This window comes from Xylanibacter rarus, from assembly GCF_001275135.1.
Taxonomy (GTDB): Bacteria; Bacteroidota; Bacteroidia; order Bacteroidales; family Bacteroidaceae; genus Prevotella; species Prevotella rara.
In genome coordinates this window covers 304,143-327,976 of record NZ_LFQU01000001.1, presented here as the reverse complement: position 1 = coordinate 327,976, position 23,834 = coordinate 304,143, and the positions used below count along the sequence as shown (strand labels likewise).

Below are 23,834 nucleotides of genomic sequence, written 5' to 3'. Positions count from 1 at the left end.
ACATAAAACTCATGATTAACCGACAACTTCTGCACCCGGAGAGCATCGTCGTAATCGGCGGCTCAAACAACGTTCACAAACCCGGAGGCGCCATCGTGCGCAACATTATCAACGGAGGCTACAAAGGCGTTCTGCGCATTGTCAACCCGAAAGAAGACGAAGTGCAAGGCGTAAAAGCATTTCACGACATAAGCGAACTGCCGCCCACCGACCTGGCTATTCTCGTAATACCATCGCACATGTGCCCCGAAACAGTAGACCGCCTGGCTGAAGACAAAGGCGTAAAGGCCTTCATAATAATATCTGCAGGCTTCGGCGAGGAGACAAAAGAGGGAGCAAAGCTCGAACAACACATACTCGACACCTGCGAACGCCACGGAGCAGCACTCATAGGACCTAACTGTATCGGTCTGCTCAACTCATGGCATCACAGCGTGTTCACCAAACCAATACCTACACTGCACGAAAAAGGCGTCGACTTCATCAGCGGTTCGGGCGCAACGGCAGTGTTTATCCTCGAGTCGGCCGTAACAAAGGGCCTGCCGTTCAACTCTGTATGGAGCATCGGCAACGGCAAGCAGATCGGCATCGAGGACGTGCTGCAATACATGGACGAGAACTTCGACCCGGAAAAAGACTCACACGTCAAGCTGCTCTACATCGAGAACGTGAGCAATCCAGACAAGCTTCTCTTCCACGCCTCATCGCTCATACGCAAGGGATGCCGCATAGCAGCCATCAAGGCCGGCAGCAGCGAGAGCGGAAGCCGTGCCGCATCATCGCACACAGGAGCCATTGCCAGCAGCGACTCAGCCGTAGAGGCTCTGTTCCGCAAGGCGGGCATCGTGCGCTGTTTCTCAAGAGAGGAACTCACAACCGTGGGCTGTATCTTCACACTTCCGCCGCTCACAGGCCGCAACTTTGCCATCGTAACCCACGCAGGAGGCCCCGGCGTGATGCTTACCGACGCGCTGTCTAAAGGCGGACTCAACGTTCCGAAGATTGAAGGTCCCGACGCCGACGAGCTGAAGAGCCTGCTCTTCCCCGGAGCATCAGTGGCTAACCCCATAGACATCCTTGCAACCGGAACACCCGAGCATCTGGGCATAGCCATCGACTACTGCGAAAACAAGTTTAAGGACATCGACGCCATATTCGTAATCTTCGGCACACCGGGCCTCGTTCAGCTGTATGAGGCTTACGACGTGCTGCACAAGAAGATTCTGGAGTGCAAGAAGCCTATATTCCCCATCCTGCCTTGTCTGCACACAGCAGGACCGGAAGTGGCAGAGTTCCTGAAGAAGGGACACGTAAACTTCAGCGACGAGGTTACGCTCGCAACAGCCCTCACGCAGATTATGAAGACGCCAAAGCCGGCATCACCCGAGATAGAACTCTTCGGCGTTGACATCCCGAGGATAAGAGAGATTATTGCAGGCATCAAAGAAGACGGATACATAGCCCCCGAACTGGTGCATCAGATATTCGAGTGCGCAGGCATCCCTATGGTGCCCGAAATGGTGAGCGACTCTAAAGGCGAACTTACTGCATTTGCCGACAAGGTAGGCTATCCGGTAGTGGCAAAGGTCGTAGGCCCTGTACACAAGAGCGACGTGGGCGGCGTTGCGCTCAACATAATGAGTGCGGAACATCTCGAAATGGAGTTCGACCGCATGATGAAGATTGAGGGTGCGAAGGCCATCATGGTGCAGAAGATGATCAAAGGCAAGGAGCTGTTTATCGGAGCCAAATACGAACCGCGCTTCGGCCACATCGTATTGTGCGGACTCGGCGGCATATTCGTCGAGGTGCTGAAGGACGTTTCAAGCGGACTTGCTCCTCTGTCTTACGACGAGGCCTACTCAATGATACGCTCTCTGCGCGCATACAAGATAATAAAGGGTACGCGCGGACAGAAGGGTCTCAACGAGCAGAAGTATGCAGAGATTATCGTGCGCCTGTCAACACTTCTGAGGTTTACCACCGAAATAAAGGAGCTCGACATCAACCCGCTGCTGGCCGACGAAGACAACGTTACGGCAGTAGACGCCAGAATACGTATTGAAAAATAACAATAACAAACCTTCGGGCGGCGTCGGCAGATGCCGCCCGACGTTCATTAAATGCCCCTGGCATAAAACTTATATTTAAAGGAAATGAAGATACTCGTAATAGAAGACAACGCCGACCTGAGAGACATCATTGTACGCTCGCTCGAAAAAGAGCGCTACGTGGTGGAGACAGCCCCCGACTACGCTACGGCTCACACCAAGCTGTTTATTTATGAATACGACTGCATACTGCTGGACATTATGCTGCCTGACGGCAACGGCCTTAACCTGATGAGAGAACTGGCAGAACGCGGCAAGCGCAAGAACGTCATCATAATATCGGCAAAGGATTCTATCGACGACAAGGTGGCCGGACTCGAACTCGGCGCCGACGACTATCTGGCTAAGCCCTTCCATCTGGCTGAGCTGCACGCACGCATCAGGAGCGTGATGAGACGCCACACACAGAACGGCGAGAACAACATAAAGTTCGGCAACGTGACCATCCATCCCGACACGTTCAAGGTGGAGGTGAACGGACAGGACATCGACCTCGGACGAAAGGAATATGAAATCCTTCACTATCTTGTCAACCGGGCAAACCGCCTGATAGAGAAGCAGACGCTGGCCGAAGGCGTGTGGGGCGACGACATCGACCAGGCCGACAACTTCGACTTCATATATGCACAGATAAAAAACCTGCGCAAAAAGCTGAAGACGGCAGGCGCCGACATCGAGATAAAGACTATATACGGTTTCGGGTATAAGCTCATTAAGGTATGAAGCTGCAGAATGTCCTAACCTTCAGACTGTCGGTGCTAAAGGCCATAGGCATTGCCCTGTGGGCCGTAGGCTTCTATTTTGCGATAATAAAAGAAATCAACAACAAGACCGACGACAGCCTGACGAGCTATGCCGAAGCGCTCATTACCGACTATCTGGCAGGAGTGCCCCTGCCCGACACCCACAACGGCGCAGGCAACAACTACTATATACACACCGTGTCGGACGAGTATGCCGAGAGCCACTCGCACATAAGATACCGCGACATGGAGACGTATGTGCCCAACGACAACAAGTTTGAACAGACAAGGGCCGTAACGTATATCTTCAAGTCGAACGACGACAAGTATCATGAGCTTACGGTGTTCACGCCAACGATAGACAAACAGAACCTGAAGAACTCGATATTCATCTGGCTTGTGGTGCTGTATTTCGGTCTGCTCACGGGCATGATAATCGTCAACCTATGGACCATCAGGCACAGCATGAAACCGCTGAAAAGGCTCTTCGGATGGCTCGACACGTATAAGCTCGGCAAGAACATAAAGCCGCTGGAGAACGACACGAGGATAACCGAATTCAGAAAGCTCAACGAAACGGTGATGAGGAGCATTGAGCGAAACGAGAAGCAATATGAACAGCAGAAGCTCTTCATAGCCAACGCGTCGCACGAGATGCAGACACCGCTAGCCGTATGCCGCAACAGGCTCGAGATGCTGCTCGACGAAGAAGGACTTACGGAGAACCAGATGGCAGAGATAATAAAGACGCTGCACACGCTGAAAGAGCTGACGGAGACCAACCGCTCGCTGCTGCTTCTGTGCAAGATAGACAACGGACAGTTTGCCGCTCACGGACCTGTAAGCCTTAAGGAGGTTACGGCGCATGCCGTAAACAATCTGAAACCGGTATACTCGCGCATGAAGATAACCGTCAGCAACATGTGCGAAGAGGCTCCCGTGGCAGACATGGACGAGCAGCTGGCCAACGTGCTGATGACCAACCTCGTGAAGAATGCCTTTGTGCATAACATAGAAGGGGGCGAGATAAACATCACATCGGACAGCTCACACATAAGAATAGAGAACACCGGACAGCCCGAGCGGCTTGACAGCGACAAGATATTTGAACGCTTCTATCATTCAGCCGGCAAGAAATCGTCAACCGGACTGGGACTTGCCATCGTGAAAGCCATCTGCTCGCAGTACGGCATGGAGATAACCTACAGCTTCAGCAACGGAAAACATGCGTTCGAAATAAGGAAAAGCAAAAATTAGTTAAAAACCTGATTCCGAACCGTTTTTTCAGATTCTTTTCAGAAACCCCTTGCATCTTTGCATCAAACAAAAGAACAAACAATGATTACAAACCCTAAAAAAAGAAGATTATGAAAAGAATTATCCAGACATGTGTAGTTGCATTAGTTTGCATGATAGCGTTCCAGGTTAAAGCTGTTGCCGACAACGACAAGCCAATAGCAGTAAGTCAGCTTCCGGCTGTTTCGCAGCAGGTGATAAAGAGTCACTTCGCAGGCAAGAAGGTGGCAATGGCAAAGCAGGAGACAGGACTGCTAGACAAGAACTACGAGGTGGTGTTCACAAGCGGCGAGAAGGTGGAGTTTGACAAGAAAGGCAACTGGAAAGAGATTGACTGCAAGCTCTCAGCCGTGCCGGCAAAGCTCATCCCCGCAAAAATAGCAAGCTACCTGAAATCCAACTATCCGGGAGTAAAGGTGCTGAAGCTTGAAAAGGGCAACAACGAATATGAGGTTAATCTGGCCAACGGCATGGAGATAACCTTCAACAAGAACTTCGTTGTCATAGACATCGACTAAATAAAACTGACATGACAATAAAGCATCTGATGCCTGCAATGACAAAGCCGGCGCTATAGCAGCCAGAAGGCGTCAGAACTGCAAAAAGCTGACAGACAGAGCCACAGCAACAACGCAAGGCACATGTCTGCCAGCTTTGCCCCAAGTAAGCCGTAAGGCTGCGCCGGGCAAGCCCGCAGGCGTATGCCGACTGATATATTACACTTTGTGTATTTGCCGCAGTCTGTTTGACCATTTTGCGTTGACGTAGCCAGCTACGCCTGCGTCAAAACGGACAAACAGACATATGACATAAAAAGGAAAGGCAACAAAACAGCAGACGGCAATGCGAAAAACGGGCAGAGGCAACCATCCGGGACAAGCCGGATAATCTCTATATGACAGACTGTAACTTAACAAAAACCGCAGAATACATTATGAAAGATTACATCAAAAAAGCTGCAATGATGATAACATTGCTCCTGGCCGTAACACTAAATGCCGCGGCCGGCAACGAGAAACCTATCAGTGTAAGCCAGATGCCGCATAATGCACAGCAGCTGCTCAGCAGGCACTTCAGCAACAAGAAGGTGGCCTTGGCGAAAGTGGAATCGGGATTCTTCTCAAAAGAATATACCGTTATCTTCACCAACGGTGAGAAAATAGAGTTTGACAGCAACGGCAACTGGACCGAAATAAGCTGCAAGCGCTCGGCCGTGCCGGCAAGCATAGTTCCGCCGCAAATAAGTTCGTATGTCAAGAAGAACTATCCGGGATGCATAATAATTAAGATTGAAAGAGACGCCAAGGAATACGAAATAGACCTGTCGAACCGCATAGAGATAACGTTCAACAAGAAATTCCAGGTCATAGACATTGAATGATAAACCTATATTCTATAAAAGCAAACAGCAACAGGCACCATGGCCGATGCATAACATACTGAAAACGATATATCTACAATCTAGATAATAATGCAAGAGCACACCTCCCGACTTTATGTGAGGCGTGCTCTTGCCGTATAATTCCTTACCGTTCATCCGGACAGATGCGGCATTTTGCCGTGTGAAAGACGACCTTTTGCATTGCAATATGCCGTCTTTCACACGGCAAAAGGACACCTTTCATAATACAAAAGACAGCATTAGGGCATGCAATACGAATATACATCGGCACACTGTAGGCAGAAAATATTTTCTTTAAAAACTCATCACTCGTCACATTCCTGCGTAACATTCTGAATATCAGCAGGATATACTGTGACGAGTTGACTTCTCAACTCGTCACGCCACGCCCTGACATTATTGTGTGATGAGTTGAGAAATCAACTCATCACGATTCAAATCACTGACAGCCAGCGCATTATATGCGAATGTGACGAGTGATGAGTTTTTAAAGAAAATAGTTTTACCTCATCAGTAACGCCAGACACCACGCTGCTCATTTCACCCTGACGACTATCCTACGGTATGACGTCAGAGCCGGACTGCCGTTGTCTGTAACTTCCTGAATAAGGTGTATCGTAGCCTTTGACACTGATTCCGGTATTGACAAAGACGGACGCCCCGTGGCAGCATCGCTCACTTCAAGACGCTGACCGCAGTCGGTAGCGTCATCATAGACATAAAGCCCGTAGCTTATCTCGTTGCCGTCAGGATCATAAGAGCCCGAAAAGTCGAACTGCAGCCGGTCGCCGGGCTTAGCGTCAACATATCTCACAGCCTTGGTGTCAGTCTTCTCGTCACTGAAACGTACTACAGGATGATGGTTGGCATCATTATAGTCAGCACACACGCTCCATTTTACACGTGCCGCAAAATCGTTCAGTATGGCAGTCTTCCATCGGGCAATGGCCTCACTGCCCTCGCCCGAATTGGTGAACATATAGTAAGGATCATACTGTTTCTCGTCAAGATTATTCTTCTCAACCCAGTCCATACCTCTTACACCGGCCACCTTTTCCGTGCCGAAGCGTCCGCCCCAGCCGCCGTATTCAGGCTCCGACGGCACATTCAGCCCGTTGTCAACAAGATACATGAAGGCAGGGCTGTCGCCCTCTGTGGCCCACATCCTGTCAGGATAAGCAGCGCCGAGAGGCCCATACTTCTGCACATTGTCGTCTACCCAACTGTCTGACGGCGCCCAGCCGTACACGGCAGTATTGCGAAGATAGACGATGTCGGGAAAGGTTCTGGCTATCCATGCTCCGGCATCACACTGCCCAAGCACGTCATAGATGCGCAGCTTCGACACAAACTTGGCCACATCTGCCGCACTCCTTGTGTGCTTCACCTTCCACAACGCCTGAGCCACCGTGTTCATGCCTCCCCATGCGTTAACCCATACCGGACGGGGATCTTTGCTGTCAACGGCACGTATTATGAGTTCTGAGCCCGGAGTGTCGTGTCCCTCACCTACGTCGGCCATGCCCACTCCAGCCTGACCGGCAACGGCTACAGAGCGCAGACTGGCGGCCGAAGGATAGCCCTTGTCGTGAACAATAAGATTAGGATAAGCCTTCTCGTATGCATCTATAATCTTATTCAACACGGGCAAGCCCAGAGGCGTCTTCACAAATGCCACATTACATATAAGTCCCTCGATGTCAACATCATCAGACATGAGCAAGAGATGCACCATAGACTGCTCGTCGTCAGGATCGGTTCCGCCGATGTCGGTAGTAACGATTAGCCTGTGCTTCTCCGCAAACAAGCACGAAGGGGCGGCAAGCATGAATGAAGATGATAAAAGAATAAATAATAATCTGAATAAGGAATTGCGTTTAATCATGGATAATAAAATTGATGATAAAAAATCTTTATATGTTATTGACGTTATATGCAAATACGGCAAAAGGCAAGTGCAATGACAGGTAAGAAACCTGTGCTTTTTAAGCAGACTTTGCCGAGCCGTTTCATATCTTTTTCAAAGATACAAAAAATTATCATATCCATACGAAAACAATCAAGCCAGTAATTCTGTTTCACAAAAAATAACCTTTCTGCACATCGCCCCGAAATCAGGACAAGGCACAAAAAGGATAAAAATGCAGTAGGCAGATTGCCTGACGACCGGACACGGCATGAGCCTGACACAGGCTATTCTATGAGTTCGATGCTTACACCGTTGAACTCCTTGACAAAATCGAGAATGCGGGTGCGGTAATTTCTGCGGCGCAGCTTCATCTCGAGCGTAACCTCATACTGCCGTTCTCCGTCAACCACAATCTGCTTCATCCCGTAGTTGTCAAAGTCAACGCCATCAGCCTGCAGCTCGCTGAGCAGCTGACGCACTGTGTCATGGCTACGTGTGGAAAACGTTACGGCTATCTTTTTCATTCCGAAACGGTTAACCACAAAGGAGAATACCTCAAGACAGCACAGCACAAGCACCGTGCTGCCTATGGCGAGGGCATAAAGCCCGGTGGCAGCAGTCATGCCTATGGCAGCAGTAGCCCATAGTCCGGCAGCCGTGGTAAGCCCTTTCACCACATGTTTCTGAAAGATTATGGTGCCGGCACCAATAAATCCGATACCCGTAACCACCTGAGCCGCTATACGCGACGGGTCGAAAGAGGCAAACGAGCTGTAGATTTTCAGCGACTCGTCGAAGCCATACTGCGAAAGGATGGTGAAAAGAGCCGACCCCATCGCCACAAGAAAATGTGTACGCGTACCGGCTTCCTTGGCCCGCAGCTCTCGCTCAAGGCCGACAGCAGCGCCCAGCACACCGGCAATGGCTATGCGCAAGATGAATTCGGTAGTAGTAAACATAAGCATATAACTATTTTATGCAAACATACACATTTTTTCCGAATATCCAATGTCCGGCCGCCGCTTTTTCAGATTACTGACGGTAACAGTCTCCCTGCCCTACTTGCCTGACGACATCTGCCTGCGGAGCAGACGGCCGACAACGCTCCAGTAAGGCATCCTCTTCAACGTATCCCTAACGGGCTGAATATCCCATACAAGGAAGATGAGCAGCACAACTGTGGCTATGATACACGTTACGCCGAACAGCTGCTTCAGACTGACGAGTATCACCTGCGTGGCATCGTACGGCATGGCGCGCGCAAAGTTTTCTGCTATGTGATGCCTGAGCGAAAAGCTGTATATGCCCGAGCATATAGTGTCAACCACGCCGTTACGGATGAAGCCCACCATGGTTAGCCCCATGAAGAAATGCTGAAACGGCATCAGTTCTTCGAGATATATTGTAAGGGCCGTGAAGAAGATAGCCACACCGAAGGTACGGCAGAATATGGGGATGAATAAACTCTCTATGTCTAATCCTGGCGTAACCATGAGATACATCTGCACCTCATAGGCCAACAGGGCCATGAGTCCTACGGTGAGCAGGCGCGTAAACTTCTGCCTGAGCACCTTTATCCAGAACATCACGAACATGCAGCCGCATATTGTGCCCGCCCATTCTACGAGATAGAACACGGAAGTGGACATGGCGCCGAAATGGAGCACGCCCGACGTAAACGTGTTCTGCAATATCTTAGGGGTTGAGTTGATAAGCTCAACCAGCGCAAATACAGCAAGCAGGGGCAGCAGACGCTTATAGAGCCATGCCTCGGGGGCTATATAGGGATGGCGGATGTGGCGCATGCGCTGCAACGCAAAGTAGAACGTCACGGGCACCATGAACGTAACTACACGAAACGGACGTCCGTCCCACCAGTTGTAATACTCACCGTAATTGAACAGGAACACTACTTCAATCAACAAAGCCGACCAGAGCACGCAGCCCAGCCAGTCGAGGCTTATCAGCGGCAGCGGCTTCATAAAGCGGAAGTCATGGGTGAGCACATACACCATCAGCGCAATGAAGAGCATTGCGCCCGTCATAGCCCAGTGCATGGCATACCAGCTCTGGAATATATATGTAAGGTGGACGGTTATCCAGGGCGACAGACTCATATTGCCCACCACAATGCAGTAAAGCAACGGGAAGAATATGGTGAAGTCGCGCTTTGATGTCATCCACAGCTGCACGTTAGACAGACACTCGAATGTTCCGCAGAGTTTAAAGAAACCTGCTACATAAGAGAGAAGGCACAGCACGGGCACCGACTCGGTGTACATGCACAGCCAGTTGCATGCGGCAATGGCAAGAGCAGCCGTGATGAGCAGCTGGCGGTTGGTGAACCTGAACTTAAAGCGGAAAAGAAACGGGAAAGGCATGTTAACGCCGATAACGCCGCACAGCACAATCATCGTAACATCCTCGCGCATGATGCACATGTCGCCCATCACGTGAGGCATAGCTCCGGCATACATGCCTCCTGCCAACTGAAAAAAGAAGGCGAAGACGACATATATCCACGGCTGTATTTTCTTTGGCACGAAGCCGTTCATCATCGGCATCGTGAACGGTCCTGTAGGAATCGGCGGCATATTACTTATACATTACCAATGTTTCAACATTCAGTCCGGCACGGAGTTTCTTCAGGTCGGCCTCGCTGTTCTTTCCTACAATGGCTATACGCACCGGCAAACGCTGCTCAACCTTCACGAAGTTGCCCGTGGCATTGTCGGCAGGCACCATAGAATAAGCCGAGCCCGTGGCAGGACTGAGCGACTCAACCACACCTTTATATGTAACGCCCGGAATGGCATCGGCAGTAAACTCAACGGCATCGCCTACAGAGATGTTCTTCAGCTGTGTTTCGCGATAGTTGGCAATAACCCACACCTGATCGTCGTCTACAATACGTGCGAGCATCTGTCCGGGCTGAACGAGCTGACCTACATGAATGTCCTTTCGGCCCATCACTCCGTCGCTTGTAGCTACGATAACTGTATAAGAAAGGTTAAGACGGGCAAGATTTACGGCAGCCTCGGCCACGCTTACGCCTGCCGTGTTCTGACTCAGGCGGTGAGCCTGCTCGTTCTTTACGAGCGATGTTGAACGGCGGCTTGCGCTTGCCTGCTCGTAACGTGCCTTCGCCGCCTTATATCTTGTCAGCGCGTTGTCATACTGCTGACGGGTAACAGCGTCTTTCTTCAGCAGCGAGGCATAGCGTTCATAGTCGCGGCGGGCGTTGTCCATGTCGGCTTTAGCCTCCTCAATGCCAGCAGAAGCCACTCTTACGTTGCTCGTCGTGGTGTTCATTCCGGCTGATATGGCAGAAGAGCCCGAACGTGAGCCGCGATAGCTGGCCTCAGCCTGAGCAAGCTGAAGACGATATTCGGCATCTTCGATGATAACGAGCGTGTCGCCTTTCTTCACGTGCTGATATTCCTCAAAATGTATCTCCTTGATAAATCCCTGCACACGGGTGTTTATCGGCGTTATGTGGCGTTGCACCTGGGCATCGTCAGTATATTCTGTGTTTGCCGGATGGGCAAAGCGGGTTACGACATACGTTATTGCTCCGATGAGCAACAGTATGATTACTACATTGTATATTCTTTTTATAAATTTCTTGTTGTTCATATCTTATGTCTGTTATTTGTAATTTCTGTCCGTAGCCGTGCCTGTGTCGGTTCAGGCAGCGCGGCCGGTATTGTTTTTATGTATTTACACAGGTGCCTTATCAGATTTCACCTGCAATATATTTCATTTTATAGTATGCGTAAATGGTGCCGATGCGTGCGTCAACCTCCTGAAGTTCGGCGTTAAGCTTTATGTTAGACGCATCGACCATATCAGTTATCAGCGCCATCTGACTCATGTAGCGGTCGTTGACCACCTGATAGTTCTGAGCGGCAAGCTCTACGCTCTTCTGCTGCGTGCGCAGTTCGACAAACGACTGGCGATAGAGCGTGTATGCCTGCTGCATCTGGTTGTCTACACTCTCTGCCGTAACGGCATGATTCTCGTTGCTCTGCACAATCTGCGCCTTAGCCTTGCGCACCGTCTTGTTGCCCTTGAACAGCGAACTGAGCGAATATTTTATGCCGATACCGACATACCAGATGTTGAAGTTGTTGTCTATAGGCGGCAAGTCGTAAGTGAACGGACCGCTGAAATTGTCAGTAGCAAACACCACAACCTTAGGCATAAGGTCGCTCTTTGCCATGCGCAACTGTTGCTGGGCCATATCTACACCGAGTTTCGACTGGCGCAGCAACGGCGACGAAACTGATGCCCGGCTCTGCCAGTCGGCCTCGTTGCCATTGTCTGATGCGGTTTTAAGTTCTGCTGTGTCGGGCATGATCACAACATCAGAAGTAAGTCCTAGGGTGTTACAGAGCTGATGGTTGAGTACGCTGCGCTGATCCTGAAGCTTGCGCAGTCCGAGTTTGAGCGACTCCATCTGCAGTTCATATCGTGTAACGTCGTTGCGCAGCGCTATGCCCTCTTCGTGTTTTGCCTTTATATCGGCAATAAGTTTTTCGGTAAGCGCAATGTTGCTGTCATAAACTTTCATTCCGTTAGACAGCTTAACCAAGTCGAGATACTGACCGAGAGCCATGAAGCGCTGCTGACTGCGGCTGAGGGCAACGCCTGTCTCTGCCTGTTCTTTCTGAAGTTCGGCAAGGCGTATGCCCGTGTTGATGGCTCCTCCGGCATAAACCACCTGCTGAGCTTCGAGCGCAAAACTGTTGCCGAAGTGTGGCTGGGTGATGCCTTTGGCATTGCTGAAATCGCGGTCGGTCATAAGCACGTTGCCGTTATAACTAACGGACAACGAAGCGTTAACATCAGGCAGACGCCGGCTCTTTGCCTCTGAAATGGCATGATGTGCCACGTCGACTTCCGACTTTTGGGCGCGCAACTGTCTGCAGCCCGTCTCTACAAGAGAAAACAACTCGCTCACCGTCATTGTGCGCTGCGTCTGCGACAATGCATCTGTTGACTGAAGAAGCAGTGAGCCGGACAATACGGCATAAACAAATTTACATCTAATCATCACTTTTATATTTTCACTATATTTTCCATTAATCCAGAGAAATGGTCTGAAACCGGGTGCAAAGGTAAGACTATTTAACAATTAAATAATTTTAATTTTTTCGCGAGAAATGGGACTTTTCGGAACAAACGTGGTGTTTTGTCACTCAATATAGCGATATTTGCAGCACAAAACGGAGATAAATATATTTCAGACATAAGTAAAAGCAACATACGACAAGCCCATGAAATTTGAAACATTCGCATCAGACAAGGCGCAGCTCTGCACTACATCGCTGAAAGAACTTGAAGCAGAATCGAACGTCATCGACTATGGTGCAATAATATTATGTAAAGGTGGCATGGCAACAATGCGCATCGACTTTAAAGACTGGCATCTGAAAAAGGATGCCGTAATAACACTATTCCCGAACGACATGGTGATGCTGCACAATGTTTCGGACGACTTTGAGGTGGAAATGCTGCGCTACGACAAGACGATGCTGAGGGAGGCGAGCCTGCAACTGGAGCAAACAGTGTACTCGCTGCTGCGCAAGGACAGATGCCGCACAGACAAACAGGTGGTTACGCTGATAATTGAAAACATGTTCAGCCTGCTCAGACTGTATTTCATACAGAAGGACTGCACATGTCTCGACCAGCTTGTGCTCTACCAGCTCAAGGCCTTCTTTCTCGGTTTCTACGACTGGATGGTGCGCAACAGGCACGAGGAGCCTGAAGGCTACGGCTCAAGACGCACCAACGAACTGTTCAACATGTTCATGGAAGACCTCGAACAATATTACATGAAGTCGCACGACGTAGCTTTCTATGCCGGAAAGCTTAACATAACGCCGAAATATCTTAACACCATTGTAAGAAATATGACCGGACACACTACAAAAAATATTATAGACCAATATGTAACTCTGCAGATAAAACTGCAGCTGCGTAACAGTGAGAAAAGCGTCAAGCAGCTTTCATGGGACTTCAACTTCAGCGACGAGTCGTTCTTCTGTCGCTACTTTAAATTGCACACCGGCCTTACGCCACAGCAATTCAGAAAAAATATCAAGCAACAATGACGCCTGACAGGCCTTACATTTTTGTTAAACTGCGACGCTTGTTTGAAGCATAGTTGGCACATATTTCCGACTAAGCGTATGCATATTATCATCCGTTGACGCATAACAAAAACAATATGCCAAAAGCATGCATTCAGAGGCGGCTGACCGCACTTATTTTTTTATCAGATTTAATGCAAAAACCCTCTATCATTTAGTCAATATTTCTTTGCGACTTTGCAAAATTAAACTATCTTTGCAAAAAAATAAATAACAGACATGCGGCATACCACATAGTCTAAACTCTTACGCACGCAAAGACTTGCGCCAAGACATTATGAAAAATATGTGAAAGCCATGAAAACAATCATTGATATGAACAAGATAACTAACATTATCGCCCAAACGAACTGGAAGCAGCAAGGCAAAGACATCTTTTTTCTCTTTGTCGGAGTACTGATGTATGCTACAGGCTACACAGCATTCATATTACCTGAAAAAGTTGTGCAGGGAGCCGTTGCCGGTATTTCAGCACTCATTTACTACACAACGAGTTTTCCTCCAAGTATCTCCATCTGGGTGCTCAATGCCATGATGATCATCATAGCAATCAAGGCTCTTACCCCACAGTTCGTAATAAGGACGGTGATAGGCGTCACGATGCTGTCGCTCTGTGTGGGCTTCCTTCAGCCTTTCTTCACCGCTCACCCGATTATAACTCCCGGAGAAGACAAATTCATGCATGTCCTCATTGCTGCACTGCTCTGCGGAACAGGACTTGGCATCGTGTTTACACACAACGGTTCTACAGGCGGAACAGACATACTGATGGCGGTGTTTAACAAATATTTCAACATCAGTTTCGGCCGCGCCATGCAGTTCATAGATTTCACAATCATAAGCTCATCTTACTTTGTATTCCACAGCGTGGAAACGATCATCTACGGTATCGTGTTCACATTAGTGGTAAGTTTCATGCTCGACTTCGTGGTAAACGGTTCAAAGCAAACCGTGCAGCTGCTGATAATATCTAAAGAATATCAGGAAATCGCCAATAATGTGTCAGGAGGCATGCATCGTGGCGTAACGGTCGTAGAGGGTAAGGGCTGGTATACAAAAAACGATGTCAAGCTGCTGATAATCCTCGCGCATAAATACGAGCTTCAGGACTTGATGATTATCATCAAACAGATTGACCCTAACGCGATGGTTTCACAGACGTTCTGTCACGGTGTGTTCGGGGCAGGCTTCGAAAAGATAAAATAGTCTACATATAATTCTGAAAGTATTAAATACACACATATTCGTGATATAACACTTTCATGTACAGCAACAGGTCATTTTCTGCCGCTGTACATGAAAGTGATAGTTTTTTAATTTTTAACCATAATTATTATGAATGATATCAAAAAAAAGGGCAAGGCCGAAGTAAAGAATTCTTTTTATAAAGATCTTTTTTCCTTACATTTGGAATATTACTTTATTCATTCGGATATACGGCCTTTATCCTTCCCGAACAGGTTGTGATGGGAGGCGTTTCCGGTATATCGGCGCTGCTGTTCTATGCCTTCGGATTTCCTCCCGGTATTTCGATCTGGGTGCTTAACGTTACTATGCTTATCATTGCCTGCAAGGCACTCACCAAGCAGTTTATCATCAGAACCATCATCGGCGTGTCTATCATGTCGGTATTTGTGGGCGTACTTCAGCCCCTGTTCCAGGCATATCCCATAATCACGGCCGGCGAAGACAAGTTTATGCATGTTATTCTCGGAGGTGCAATGGCCGGCGGAGGCCTCGGTCTGGTGTTCTCGCATAACGGCTCTACCGGAGGAACCGATATATTGATTGCCCTGCTGAACAAATACTTCAGCCTGAGCTTCGGACGTGCCATGCAGTTTATCGACATTACGATTATCAGCTCGTCTTATCTGCTGTTCCACAGCACCGAGACAATCGTCTACGGTATCGCCTTCACTCTGATTGCAAGTTATGTCTGCGACTACGTTGTCAACGGTTCACGCCAGACTGTGCAGTTTATCATCATATCAAAGGATTATGAAAAGATTGCAGACCAGATCAACCAAAGCGCCCACAGAGGTGTTACCGTTGTTGAGGGCAAGGGCTGGTATTCAAAGAAGGAAGTGGACATACTTATCGTTCTGGCAAGAAAATATGAGTCTCAGGAAATATTCCACTATATTAAGAATATCGACCCCCATGCCATGGTTTCACAGACATTCTGCCACGGCGTGTTCGGCGAAGGCTTCGACAAGATGAAATAATGCCTGCGGCCACATGGCCCAAGCATAGCCGGCAAAGAAAAATAATAGCCGGACAAAAGAAACGAACGAAGTTAACGGACAACAGTTTTTATATCTCCTACATGGCGATTTGTCCGTTAACTTCGTTTTTATTACAGTGCCAGATGCCTTTCGCAGAACGCATCAACAGACACGACTACATTTTTAAAACTTCTGTATTATTTATATGAAATACATTCTACACACATTTCAGCGAATAGCATTCATCCTTATTTGCATCTTCCAGATAACGGCCATGCATGCCGAATCAGAGAAGTTTACGGTGCGCGGACGCATCGTAGACAGACTGTCGCGCGAGCCTGTCATAGGCGCAAGCGTATCGGTGCAGGGTCTGCAGGGCGTTGGAGCAGCCACCGACACCACCGGAGTGTTCGTCATAAGCGGCGTCAACCCCGGCATCTGCCGGCTCTACGTTACGTGCATAGGCTACAAGAGCGTGCTGTCTGCCGAATATTTCGTGTCGGCAAAGATGCCTACGATAGAGATTGAACTCGACGAAGACTCAAAGAATCTCAACGAAGTTACGGTTAGCGTGCCCGTGATAAGACGCGTAAAGCCAAGCCCGGTGAGCATGCAGATAATAGGACTCGGCGAGATAGAGAAGAGTCCGGGCGGCAACCGCGACATCTCGCGCATTGTGAGGTCGGTGCCGGGCGTATCGTTCTCTCCTATCGGCTATCGCAACGACCTTATCGTAAGGGGCGGCTCGCCGTCGGAAAACCGTTTCTTCATGGACGGCATAGAGATACCTAACATCAACCACTTTGCCACTCAGGGTGCGTCGGGCGGCCCGGTGAGCATACTAAACGCCGACCTTATACGCGAAGTGCAGTTCTATACAGGCGCATTTCCGGCTGACCGCGGCGGCGCATTGAGTTCGGTGATGGACATAAGTCTGCTCGACGGCAACACCGACGAAAACTCTTTCAAGGCCACTCTCGGCGCATCGGAAGTGTCGCTCAGCGGCATGGGCCACTTCGGCAACAACACAACATATCTGTTCTCTGTGCGCCAGTCGTATCTGCAACTGCTCTTCAAGATGATCGGCCTGCCCTTCCTGCCAAACTACATAGACGGACAGTTTAAAATAAAGACCAAATTGGGAAAGAAAGACGAAATAACTTTCCTCGGGCTTACGGGCATCGACAACATGAAACTAAATACTGACCAAGAAGGAGAGGACGCCGAATACATGCTGAGCTACCTGCCCCGCATAACGCAGCAGACGTTTACGCTCGGCGCATCTTATAAACATTATGCCGGAAAGAACGTAACAACGGTTTCGCTCGGCTATAACTATTTGGGCAACCAAAATCTTAAATACCGCAATAACGACGATTCGGCTCCCGAAAACCTTACGCTCGACCTCAGTTCACGCGAACAGAAGCTGTCGCTGAGAGCCGAAAACCGCACATACAACGACCGCTGGACATGGCGCGAGGGCGTTGAAGCATGGTATGCCTTCTACAACGACCACACATACCAAAGAGTTTATCACAACGAAAGCTCAATATCGCAATACTCAACCGACATCAGCTTTGCAGGATGGGCAGCCTACGGTTCGGCGCGCTATACGAGTGAAAACGGAAGACTTACGGCCAACATGGGCCTGCGCCTCGACGGATGTTCTTATTCTGACCTGACAGCGCGCTTCTGGGAGCACATCTCGCCCACATTATCATTGTCTTACAAGTTTCTGCCGTCGTGGGCCGTCAACATCGGCGCCGGAATGTATCATCAGCTGCCGCCATACACAGCCCTGGGATATAAGGACGAAAATGGGCAACTGGCCAACAAGTCGCTCGAATATATGCGCGTAAAGAACGCGGCGCTGGGCGTTGAATGGACACCGGGCAAGCAGATAACGGTGAGTCTGGAAGGTTTCTACAAGCATTACACTGACATTCCGCTCTCCGTTGCCGACAACATTCCGCTCTCATGCAAGGGCAACGACTATGGCGTTGTGGGCAACGAGCTGCTCGTTTCGTCGGCCAAGGGCAGGGCTTACGGCCTCGAAGCCACCATGCGCTGGCAGATACCGGGCAAACTGGTGTCTATGGCGTCGTTCACATTATTCAAGAGTCAATACAAGAACAACTCTGATGCCGGATACATCAACTCGGCATGGGACAACCGGTTCATAGCCAACGTGAGCGCCACCTACGAACTGCCGCGCAACTGGAGCATAGGAGCCAAGCTGAGTGCGATAGGCGGCAGTCCGTATACGCCGTATGACGTTGACAAATCGTCGCTCGTGGAGGCATGGGACGCACAGGGACGACCGTATTACGACTATTCGAAGTTTAACACCGAACGTCTTGACGCCTTTGCCCAACTTGACATCCGCGTAGACAAGAACTATTACTTCAAAGGCTGGATGCTCGGCTTTTATCTCGACATACAGAACATAACAAAAAGCGTTCTGAGCCAGCCAGACGTGCTGATGAGCACTGGCGTCATTGAAAATCCTGACGCTCCGGCAGCCGAACAGCGCTACAAGATGAAGTATATCAGTCAGGACAGCGGCACTCTGCTGCCCAGCATCGGCATAACAGTGCGCTTCTGACATATACAGAAACATACATTCACGCAGAAGTTATCAACAGTTTCGATATTGTCTGTTGATAACTTCTGCGTTTTTATTTATCCCAAACCAATCACATCTGTACGCACGAACAAGCAGAAAGCGCACATGCAACATCAACCAATATGAAAGCATATTCACAAAAGCCGCATCATTATGTCACTTTAGTTTTGTCATGATTTTCTTATGAAATAGAAAAATCAGACAGGCTATGCGCCATATGATGATAAAGAATATTTACATCCGGACATAAAAGGTAAGCTTTTATAAAACAACTCGGCAACTTTTTACCCGGAAACGGGCAGCTTTCAGCATGAAAACCAACCTGTTTTTTATTGAAATAAAGGCTTTTTTGTCCCATTTCGGACAAAAAACATTGCACATATACGGCGCTACCTGCATAACAACATGTAACACACCTACTTACGTTTGCACACGTTTTCTGGGCATTTTCATAGCCAAATGATTATAATTTTCAAATATCTCAGTATGAGAGCCTCAACAGAAATCAAAGTGTAAGGCCATAGCATCAAAGGGCGACAATATGCCAAACAGAACGAAGCCGGCATTATATATTAATTATGTATACAGCAACAGAGAATCAATCAGACTGAAAATTTGTCATACAAACAAGACAAAATGTCAGAACTCGGCTGCGGGCATGTATTTTGATTCTCTGATAGCAGACAATCGTAAAAAGATTGTATTCAGGAATAACAAATAAGAAAAAGAAAAGAAAGGAGACTATTATATGACATTCGACAAATTCACAATCAAAGCGCAAGAGGCTGTTCAGGAGGCAGTTAACACCGCACAACGCTCAGGACAGCAGTCGATTGAGCCGGTCCACCTGCTCAAGGGCCTTATGAACAAGGCTAAAGACGTCACCAACTTCCTGTTTCAGAAGCTCGGTGTAAACGCCATGCAGGTTGAGACAGTGGTTGACCGTGAGATTAGCCGCTTGCCACGGGTTCAGGGCGGACAGCCTTATCTCAGTAACGAGAGCAACAGCGTGCTTCAGAAGGCCGTAGACATATCGCAGAAAATGGGCGACGAGTTCGTCAGCGTTGAACCTGTAATGCTGGCATTGCTTGATGTAAACTCTACGGCAAGCCGCATAATGAAGGATGCAGGATGCACCGAGAAGGAGATGCGCGCAGCCATAAACGAGCTGAGGCAGGGACAGAAGGTGCAGTCGCAGTCGGCTGACGAAAACTATCAGAGCCTGGAAAAATATGCCAAGAACCTGGTTGAGGAGGCACGTCAGGGCAAACTCGACCCTGTGATTGGCCGTGACGATGAAATTCGTCGTGTACTTCAGATTCTGTCACGCCGTACAAAGAACAACCCTATACTGATAGGTGAGCCGGGAACCGGTAAGACAGCCATCGTTGAAGGACTGGCTGAACGTATAGTCCGCGGCGACGTGCCGGAGAACCTGAAAGACAAGCAGCTCTACTCGCTCGACATGGGTGCGCTGGTTGCCGGAGCTAAATATAAAGGAGAGTTTGAGGAGCGTCTGAAGAGCGTCGTCAAAGAGGTTACCAACAGCAACGGCCGTATCATCCTGTTCATAGATGAGATCCACACGCTGGTTGGTGCCGGAGGAGGCGAAGGCGCAATGGATGCAGCCAACATTCTGAAGCCTGCGCTTGCGCGTGGCGAGCTGCGCAGCATAGGTGCAACGACACTTAACGAATATCAGAAGTATTTTGAGAAGGACAAGGCTCTTGAAAGGAGATTCCAGACCGTCATGGTTGACGAGCCTGACGAGCTTAGCGCAATAAGCATACTGCGTGGTCTTAAGGAGCGCTACGAAAACCACCACAAGGTGCGTATTCAGGATGATGCCTGCATAGCAGCCGTAAAACTGTCGGAGCGTTACATCAGCGACCGTTTCTTGCCTGATAAGGCAATCGATCTTATGGACGAGGCTGCGGCTAAGCTGAGAATGGAACGCGACTCTGTGCCTGAGGAACTCGACGAGATTACGCGTAAGCTGAAACAGCTCGAGATTGAGCGCGAGGCTATCAAGCGTGAGAACGACCAGCCGAAGATTGAACAGCTCGACAAAGAGATTGCCGAACTGAAAGATCAGGAAAAGGTGTTCCGTGCCAAATGGGAAGGCGAGAAGGCTCTCGTCAACAAGATTCAGCAGGACAAACAGCAGATAGAGCAGCTGAAGTTTGAGGCTGAGCGCGCCGAGCGTGAAGGCAACTATGAGCGTGTGGCCGAGATACGCTACAGCAGCCTGAAGAAACTCGAAGACGACATCAAGAACATTCAGGATCAGCTGCGCAACACGCAGGGCGGCGAGGCAATGGTGCGCGAGGAAGTTACTGCCGACGATATAGCTGAGGTGGTAAGCCGCTGGACGGGAATACCCGTAACGCGAATGATGCAGAGCGAGCGCGAGAAGCTGCTGCACTTGGAAGAGGAGTTGCACAAACGTGTTATAGGTCAGGAAGAGGCCATAACGGCAGTGAGCGACGCTGTTCGCCGTAGCCGTGCCGGACTGCAAGACCCGAAGCGCCCGATAGCTTCGTTCATCTTCCTCGGTACTACCGGTGTAGGTAAGACAGAGCTTGCAAAGGCGTTGGCCGAATATCTGTTCAACGATGAGACCATGATGACGCGAATAGACATGAGCGAATATCAGGAAAAGTTCAGCGTCAGCCGTCTTATCGGAGCGCCTCCGGGATACGTAGGCTACGACGAGGGCGGACAGCTCACCGAGGCAGTAAGGCGCAAGCCTTATTCGGTTGTGCTCTTCGACGAGATTGAGAAGGCTCACCCGGATGTGTTCAACATCCTGCTTCAGGTGCTCGACGACGGCCGTCTGACCGACAACAAGGGACGTACCGTAAACTTCAAGAACACTATCATCATCATGACTTCTAACCTTGGAAGCCAGCTGATACGTGAAGACTTGGAGAAGCACGGCGGAAAACTCGACAGCCATGAGCAGTCGATGCTCAACAACCAGCTGATGACGCTGTTGAAGAAGACCATACGTCCTGAGTTCCTCAACCGTATCGACGACATAATAATGTTCCTGCCGCTGACTAAGGAGCAGATTGCCGGAGTGGTTAAGTTGCAGATGAATGCCATCAGGAAGATGCTTGAACCGCAAGGCTTCACTCTCGAATACACCGACGCAGCCATCAACTGGCTTGCCGACGCAGGCTTCGACCCTGAGTTCGGTGCCCGTCCTGTAAAGAGAGCCATACAGGAATATGTGCTCAACGACCTCTCAAAGAAACTTCTTGCTGAGGAGGTTAGCCGCGAGAAGCCGATAATAATCGACGCCAACGGCGCAGGACTGGTGTTCAGAAACTAAGGATAAATATGCATAATCGAACATTTCTTAAAAGAAGGGACGGATAAGTAATTTTATCCGCCCCTTTTCTTTTATAATTATCAACATAACTATCAATAACGCAGGAAGGCACCCCAGGTGCGACAAGCATTCAAATTATTATGAAAGCGACAATACCTTTACGTGGACGTACCCGGGGTAGGTTCCTACATTTTTATCAATGTTACACAAGATTAAAGGCATCTATTTTTGCGCCAAAAAGCAAAAAACAGAAACATTAGCTGCATGCAATGCAACACTTTGAAACAGAATAAAGACATTAACAGCAATAATGTAAAATTAAATTTGTAACTTTGCAGAAACGTAACATCAGAATGACCTTACATAGCATTTAAGCCACTCTGATGAGAAATACAATTAAATAATATGCCTGACAAGATATAGGGAAACAAAACGGAAAAAGACAAATACCATGAAAAAACTATTTATATCGCTGACCATAATGCTTGCCGCCACACTGGCCTATGCACAAGAGACGTTCAAGAATCCCGTGGTGTGGGCGGATATGCCCGACCCTGACGTGATACGCACCGGCGACGACTTCTGGCTTGTAACAACCACAATGCACCTCATGCCGGGCGCACCGATAATGCACTCTAAGGATCTTGTAAACTGGGAGACGGTGAGCTATCTCTTCGACAGGCTCGACGAAACGCCAAAATATAATATGCAAGGCGGAACTGTTTACGGACGCGGACAATGGGCCACGTCGATAAGATACCACAACGGTACATTCTATGCCCTGTTCTCGCCCAACGACGAGCCGTTCCGCTCATTTGTCTACACAACAAAAGACCCGCGCAAGGGATGGACATTGCACTCTCGCCTGCCCCACTTTCACGACGCATCGCTGTTCTTCGACGATGACGGGCGCGTGTATGTGTTCAGCGGAACAGGCAAACTGACCGAACTCAACGCCGACCTTACGGCCAAGAAGGAGGGCGGCGTGGACATCACGATCAACGTGCGCGACGAAGAGGAGAACAATCTGCTCGAAGGCAGTCGCGTGATAAAGCACGACGGACGCTATTATCTGCTCATGATTTCATGGCCGAAGGACAAGCCGCGCCGACAGCTGTGCTACCGTGCCGACAAGATAACCGGACCTTATGAGAAGAAGGTGATACTTGAAGACAACTTTGCCGGCTTCCCCTATGCCGGACAGGGCACCATCGTTGACGACGGACACGGCAACTGGTATGGCTTCATCTTCCAGGACCGCGGAGCCGTAGGCCGTGTGCCGCTGCTCATGCCGTGCCGCTGGACCGACGGATGGCCTATGCTCGGCAACGTGAACGGCAAGGTGCCTTTCGTGATGAACAAGCCTGTGCAGGGCTTTAAAGACATAGACATGGTGGTGAGCGACGACTTCAACGGCGACACGCTCGACCTTAAGCACTGGCAATGGAACCATAATCCGGCCAATGATTTTTGGAAGTTATCCGACGGACGCCTGCGTTTGACCACATGTAGAGTGGTCGACAATCTGTATATGGCACCCAACACGCTGACACAGCGCATGGAAGGGCCTAAATGCAGCGCATATATAGAGATTGACTTCAGCGGCATGAGAGACGGCGACCGCGCCGGACTTGCCGCATTCAACGGCCACTCGGGCATAATGGCAATAGAGAAGGACAACAGCAAGACATGGCTGACCGTAACGCAGACTCAGGTGAACCTTACAGAGAAGGAGCATCTCGTGAGCAGTGTTGACACGCAGGAGAAGGCACGCATAAGCATAACAGGCAACAGGATTTTCCTGCGCATCGACGGCGACTTCAACCTCGGACGCGACATAGCCACATTCTATTACAGCACCGACGGAAAGAAATGGACGGCTATAGGCGGAGAATTTAAGATGAAATTCGACTACCGCCGCCTGTTCATGGGCACAAGATATGCCCTGTTTAACTATGCCACGAAACAGCCGGGAGGACACGTAGACATAGAAAAATTTGTATATAAGAAAGAAGAAAAATAAGACA

Annotated in this window: 16 protein-coding genes and 1 pseudogene; 12 read left to right on the top strand and 5 right to left on the bottom strand. The window is 49.3% G+C overall.

What is annotated here, in order from left to right; all coding sequences use genetic code 11:
- Positions 1-11: 11 nt before the first annotated feature.
- The 5 genes from ACU52_RS01340 (at position 12) to ACU52_RS01320 (ending at position 5,531) form a co-directional block, all read left to right on the top strand.
- A complete protein-coding gene (locus tag ACU52_RS01340; protein ID WP_021853904.1) occupies positions 12-2,072 on the top strand; it encodes an acetate--CoA ligase family protein in 2,061 nt (686 codons plus the stop codon).
- 84 nt (positions 2,073-2,156) lie between these two features.
- Positions 2,157-2,834, top strand: a complete 678-nt coding sequence (locus ACU52_RS01335; protein ID WP_053397456.1) for a response regulator transcription factor — start codon at positions 2,157-2,159, stop codon at positions 2,832-2,834.
- Positions 2,831-4,111, top strand: coding sequence for a sensor histidine kinase (locus ACU52_RS01330; protein ID WP_053397455.1), 1,281 nt, complete (start codon positions 2,831-2,833; stop codon positions 4,109-4,111). The genes ACU52_RS01335 and ACU52_RS01330 overlap by 4 nt, the downstream gene beginning before the upstream one ends.
- Before the next feature lie 110 nt (positions 4,112-4,221).
- Complete coding sequence (locus ACU52_RS01325) at positions 4,222-4,668, top strand: PepSY-like domain-containing protein (protein WP_053397454.1); 447 nt, start codon at positions 4,222-4,224, stop codon at positions 4,666-4,668.
- Positions 4,669-5,096: 428 nt separating this feature from the next.
- The gene (locus tag ACU52_RS01320; protein WP_053397515.1) at positions 5,097-5,531 is read left to right on the top strand and encodes a PepSY-like domain-containing protein; all 435 of its coding nucleotides are present in this window, start codon (positions 5,097-5,099) and stop codon (positions 5,529-5,531) included.
- A gap of 556 nt (positions 5,532-6,087) precedes the next feature.
- On the opposite strand, the gene ACU52_RS01315 is transcribed toward ACU52_RS01320, so the two are convergent.
- From ACU52_RS01315 to ACU52_RS01295, 5 genes are all read right to left on the bottom strand, one after another.
- Positions 6,088-7,437: a DUF1593 domain-containing protein gene (locus tag ACU52_RS01315; RefSeq protein WP_082335101.1), complete on the bottom strand. Its 1,350-nt coding sequence runs from the start codon at positions 7,435-7,437 to the stop codon at positions 6,088-6,090.
- A gap of 308 nt (positions 7,438-7,745) precedes the next feature.
- On the bottom strand, positions 7,746-8,420 hold the full coding sequence (locus ACU52_RS01310; RefSeq protein ID WP_053397514.1) for an MgtC/SapB family protein: 675 nt from the start codon (positions 8,418-8,420) through the stop codon (positions 7,746-7,748).
- A gap of 99 nt (positions 8,421-8,519) precedes the next feature.
- On the bottom strand, positions 8,520-10,055 hold the full coding sequence (locus ACU52_RS01305; protein WP_239684849.1) for a hypothetical protein: 1,536 nt from the start codon (positions 10,053-10,055) through the stop codon (positions 8,520-8,522).
- Position 10,056: 1 nt separating this feature from the next.
- Positions 10,057-11,097 carry an HlyD family secretion protein gene (locus tag ACU52_RS01300; protein ID WP_053397452.1) on the bottom strand — a complete coding sequence of 347 codons (1,041 nt, stop codon included), beginning with the start codon at positions 11,095-11,097 and terminating at the stop codon, positions 10,057-10,059.
- A 100-nt stretch (positions 11,098-11,197) separates the two neighbouring features.
- A complete protein-coding gene (locus tag ACU52_RS01295) occupies positions 11,198-12,517 on the bottom strand; it encodes a TolC family protein (RefSeq protein ID WP_082335100.1) in 1,320 nt (439 codons plus the stop codon).
- Between the two features lie 223 nt (positions 12,518-12,740).
- Here ACU52_RS01295 and ACU52_RS01290 point away from each other — a divergent pair, with 223 nt between their 5' ends.
- The 7 genes and pseudogenes from ACU52_RS01290 (at position 12,741) to ACU52_RS01265 (ending at position 23,830) form a co-directional block, all read left to right on the top strand.
- Positions 12,741-13,580: a helix-turn-helix domain-containing protein gene (locus ACU52_RS01290; protein WP_053397450.1), complete on the top strand. Its 840-nt coding sequence runs from the start codon at positions 12,741-12,743 to the stop codon at positions 13,578-13,580.
- Between the two features lie 336 nt (positions 13,581-13,916).
- Positions 13,917-14,825 carry a YitT family protein gene (locus ACU52_RS01285; protein ID WP_021853915.1) on the top strand — a complete coding sequence of 303 codons (909 nt, stop codon included), beginning with the start codon at positions 13,917-13,919 and terminating at the stop codon, positions 14,823-14,825.
- Between the two features lie 200 nt (positions 14,826-15,025).
- Positions 15,026-15,628 (top strand): annotated as a pseudogene (locus tag ACU52_RS01280) (YitT family protein); the annotation flags it as partial.
- Positions 15,602-15,844 (top strand): YitT family protein, encoded by a 243-nt coding sequence (locus ACU52_RS15710; protein ID WP_262503033.1) that lies wholly within the window; start codon positions 15,602-15,604, stop codon positions 15,842-15,844. The pseudogene ACU52_RS01280 and the gene ACU52_RS15710, both read left to right, overlap by 27 nt.
- A gap of 205 nt (positions 15,845-16,049) precedes the next feature.
- Positions 16,050-18,449: a TonB-dependent receptor gene (locus tag ACU52_RS01275; protein WP_082335098.1), complete on the top strand. Its 2,400-nt coding sequence runs from the start codon at positions 16,050-16,052 to the stop codon at positions 18,447-18,449.
- A gap of 769 nt (positions 18,450-19,218) precedes the next feature.
- The gene (gene clpB / locus ACU52_RS01270; protein WP_053397447.1) at positions 19,219-21,807 is read left to right on the top strand and encodes an ATP-dependent chaperone ClpB; all 2,589 of its coding nucleotides are present in this window, start codon (positions 19,219-19,221) and stop codon (positions 21,805-21,807) included.
- A gap of 451 nt (positions 21,808-22,258) precedes the next feature.
- The gene (locus ACU52_RS01265) at positions 22,259-23,830 is read left to right on the top strand and encodes a glycoside hydrolase family 43 protein (protein ID WP_053397446.1); all 1,572 of its coding nucleotides are present in this window, start codon (positions 22,259-22,261) and stop codon (positions 23,828-23,830) included.
- Positions 23,831-23,834: the final 4 nt, after the last annotated feature.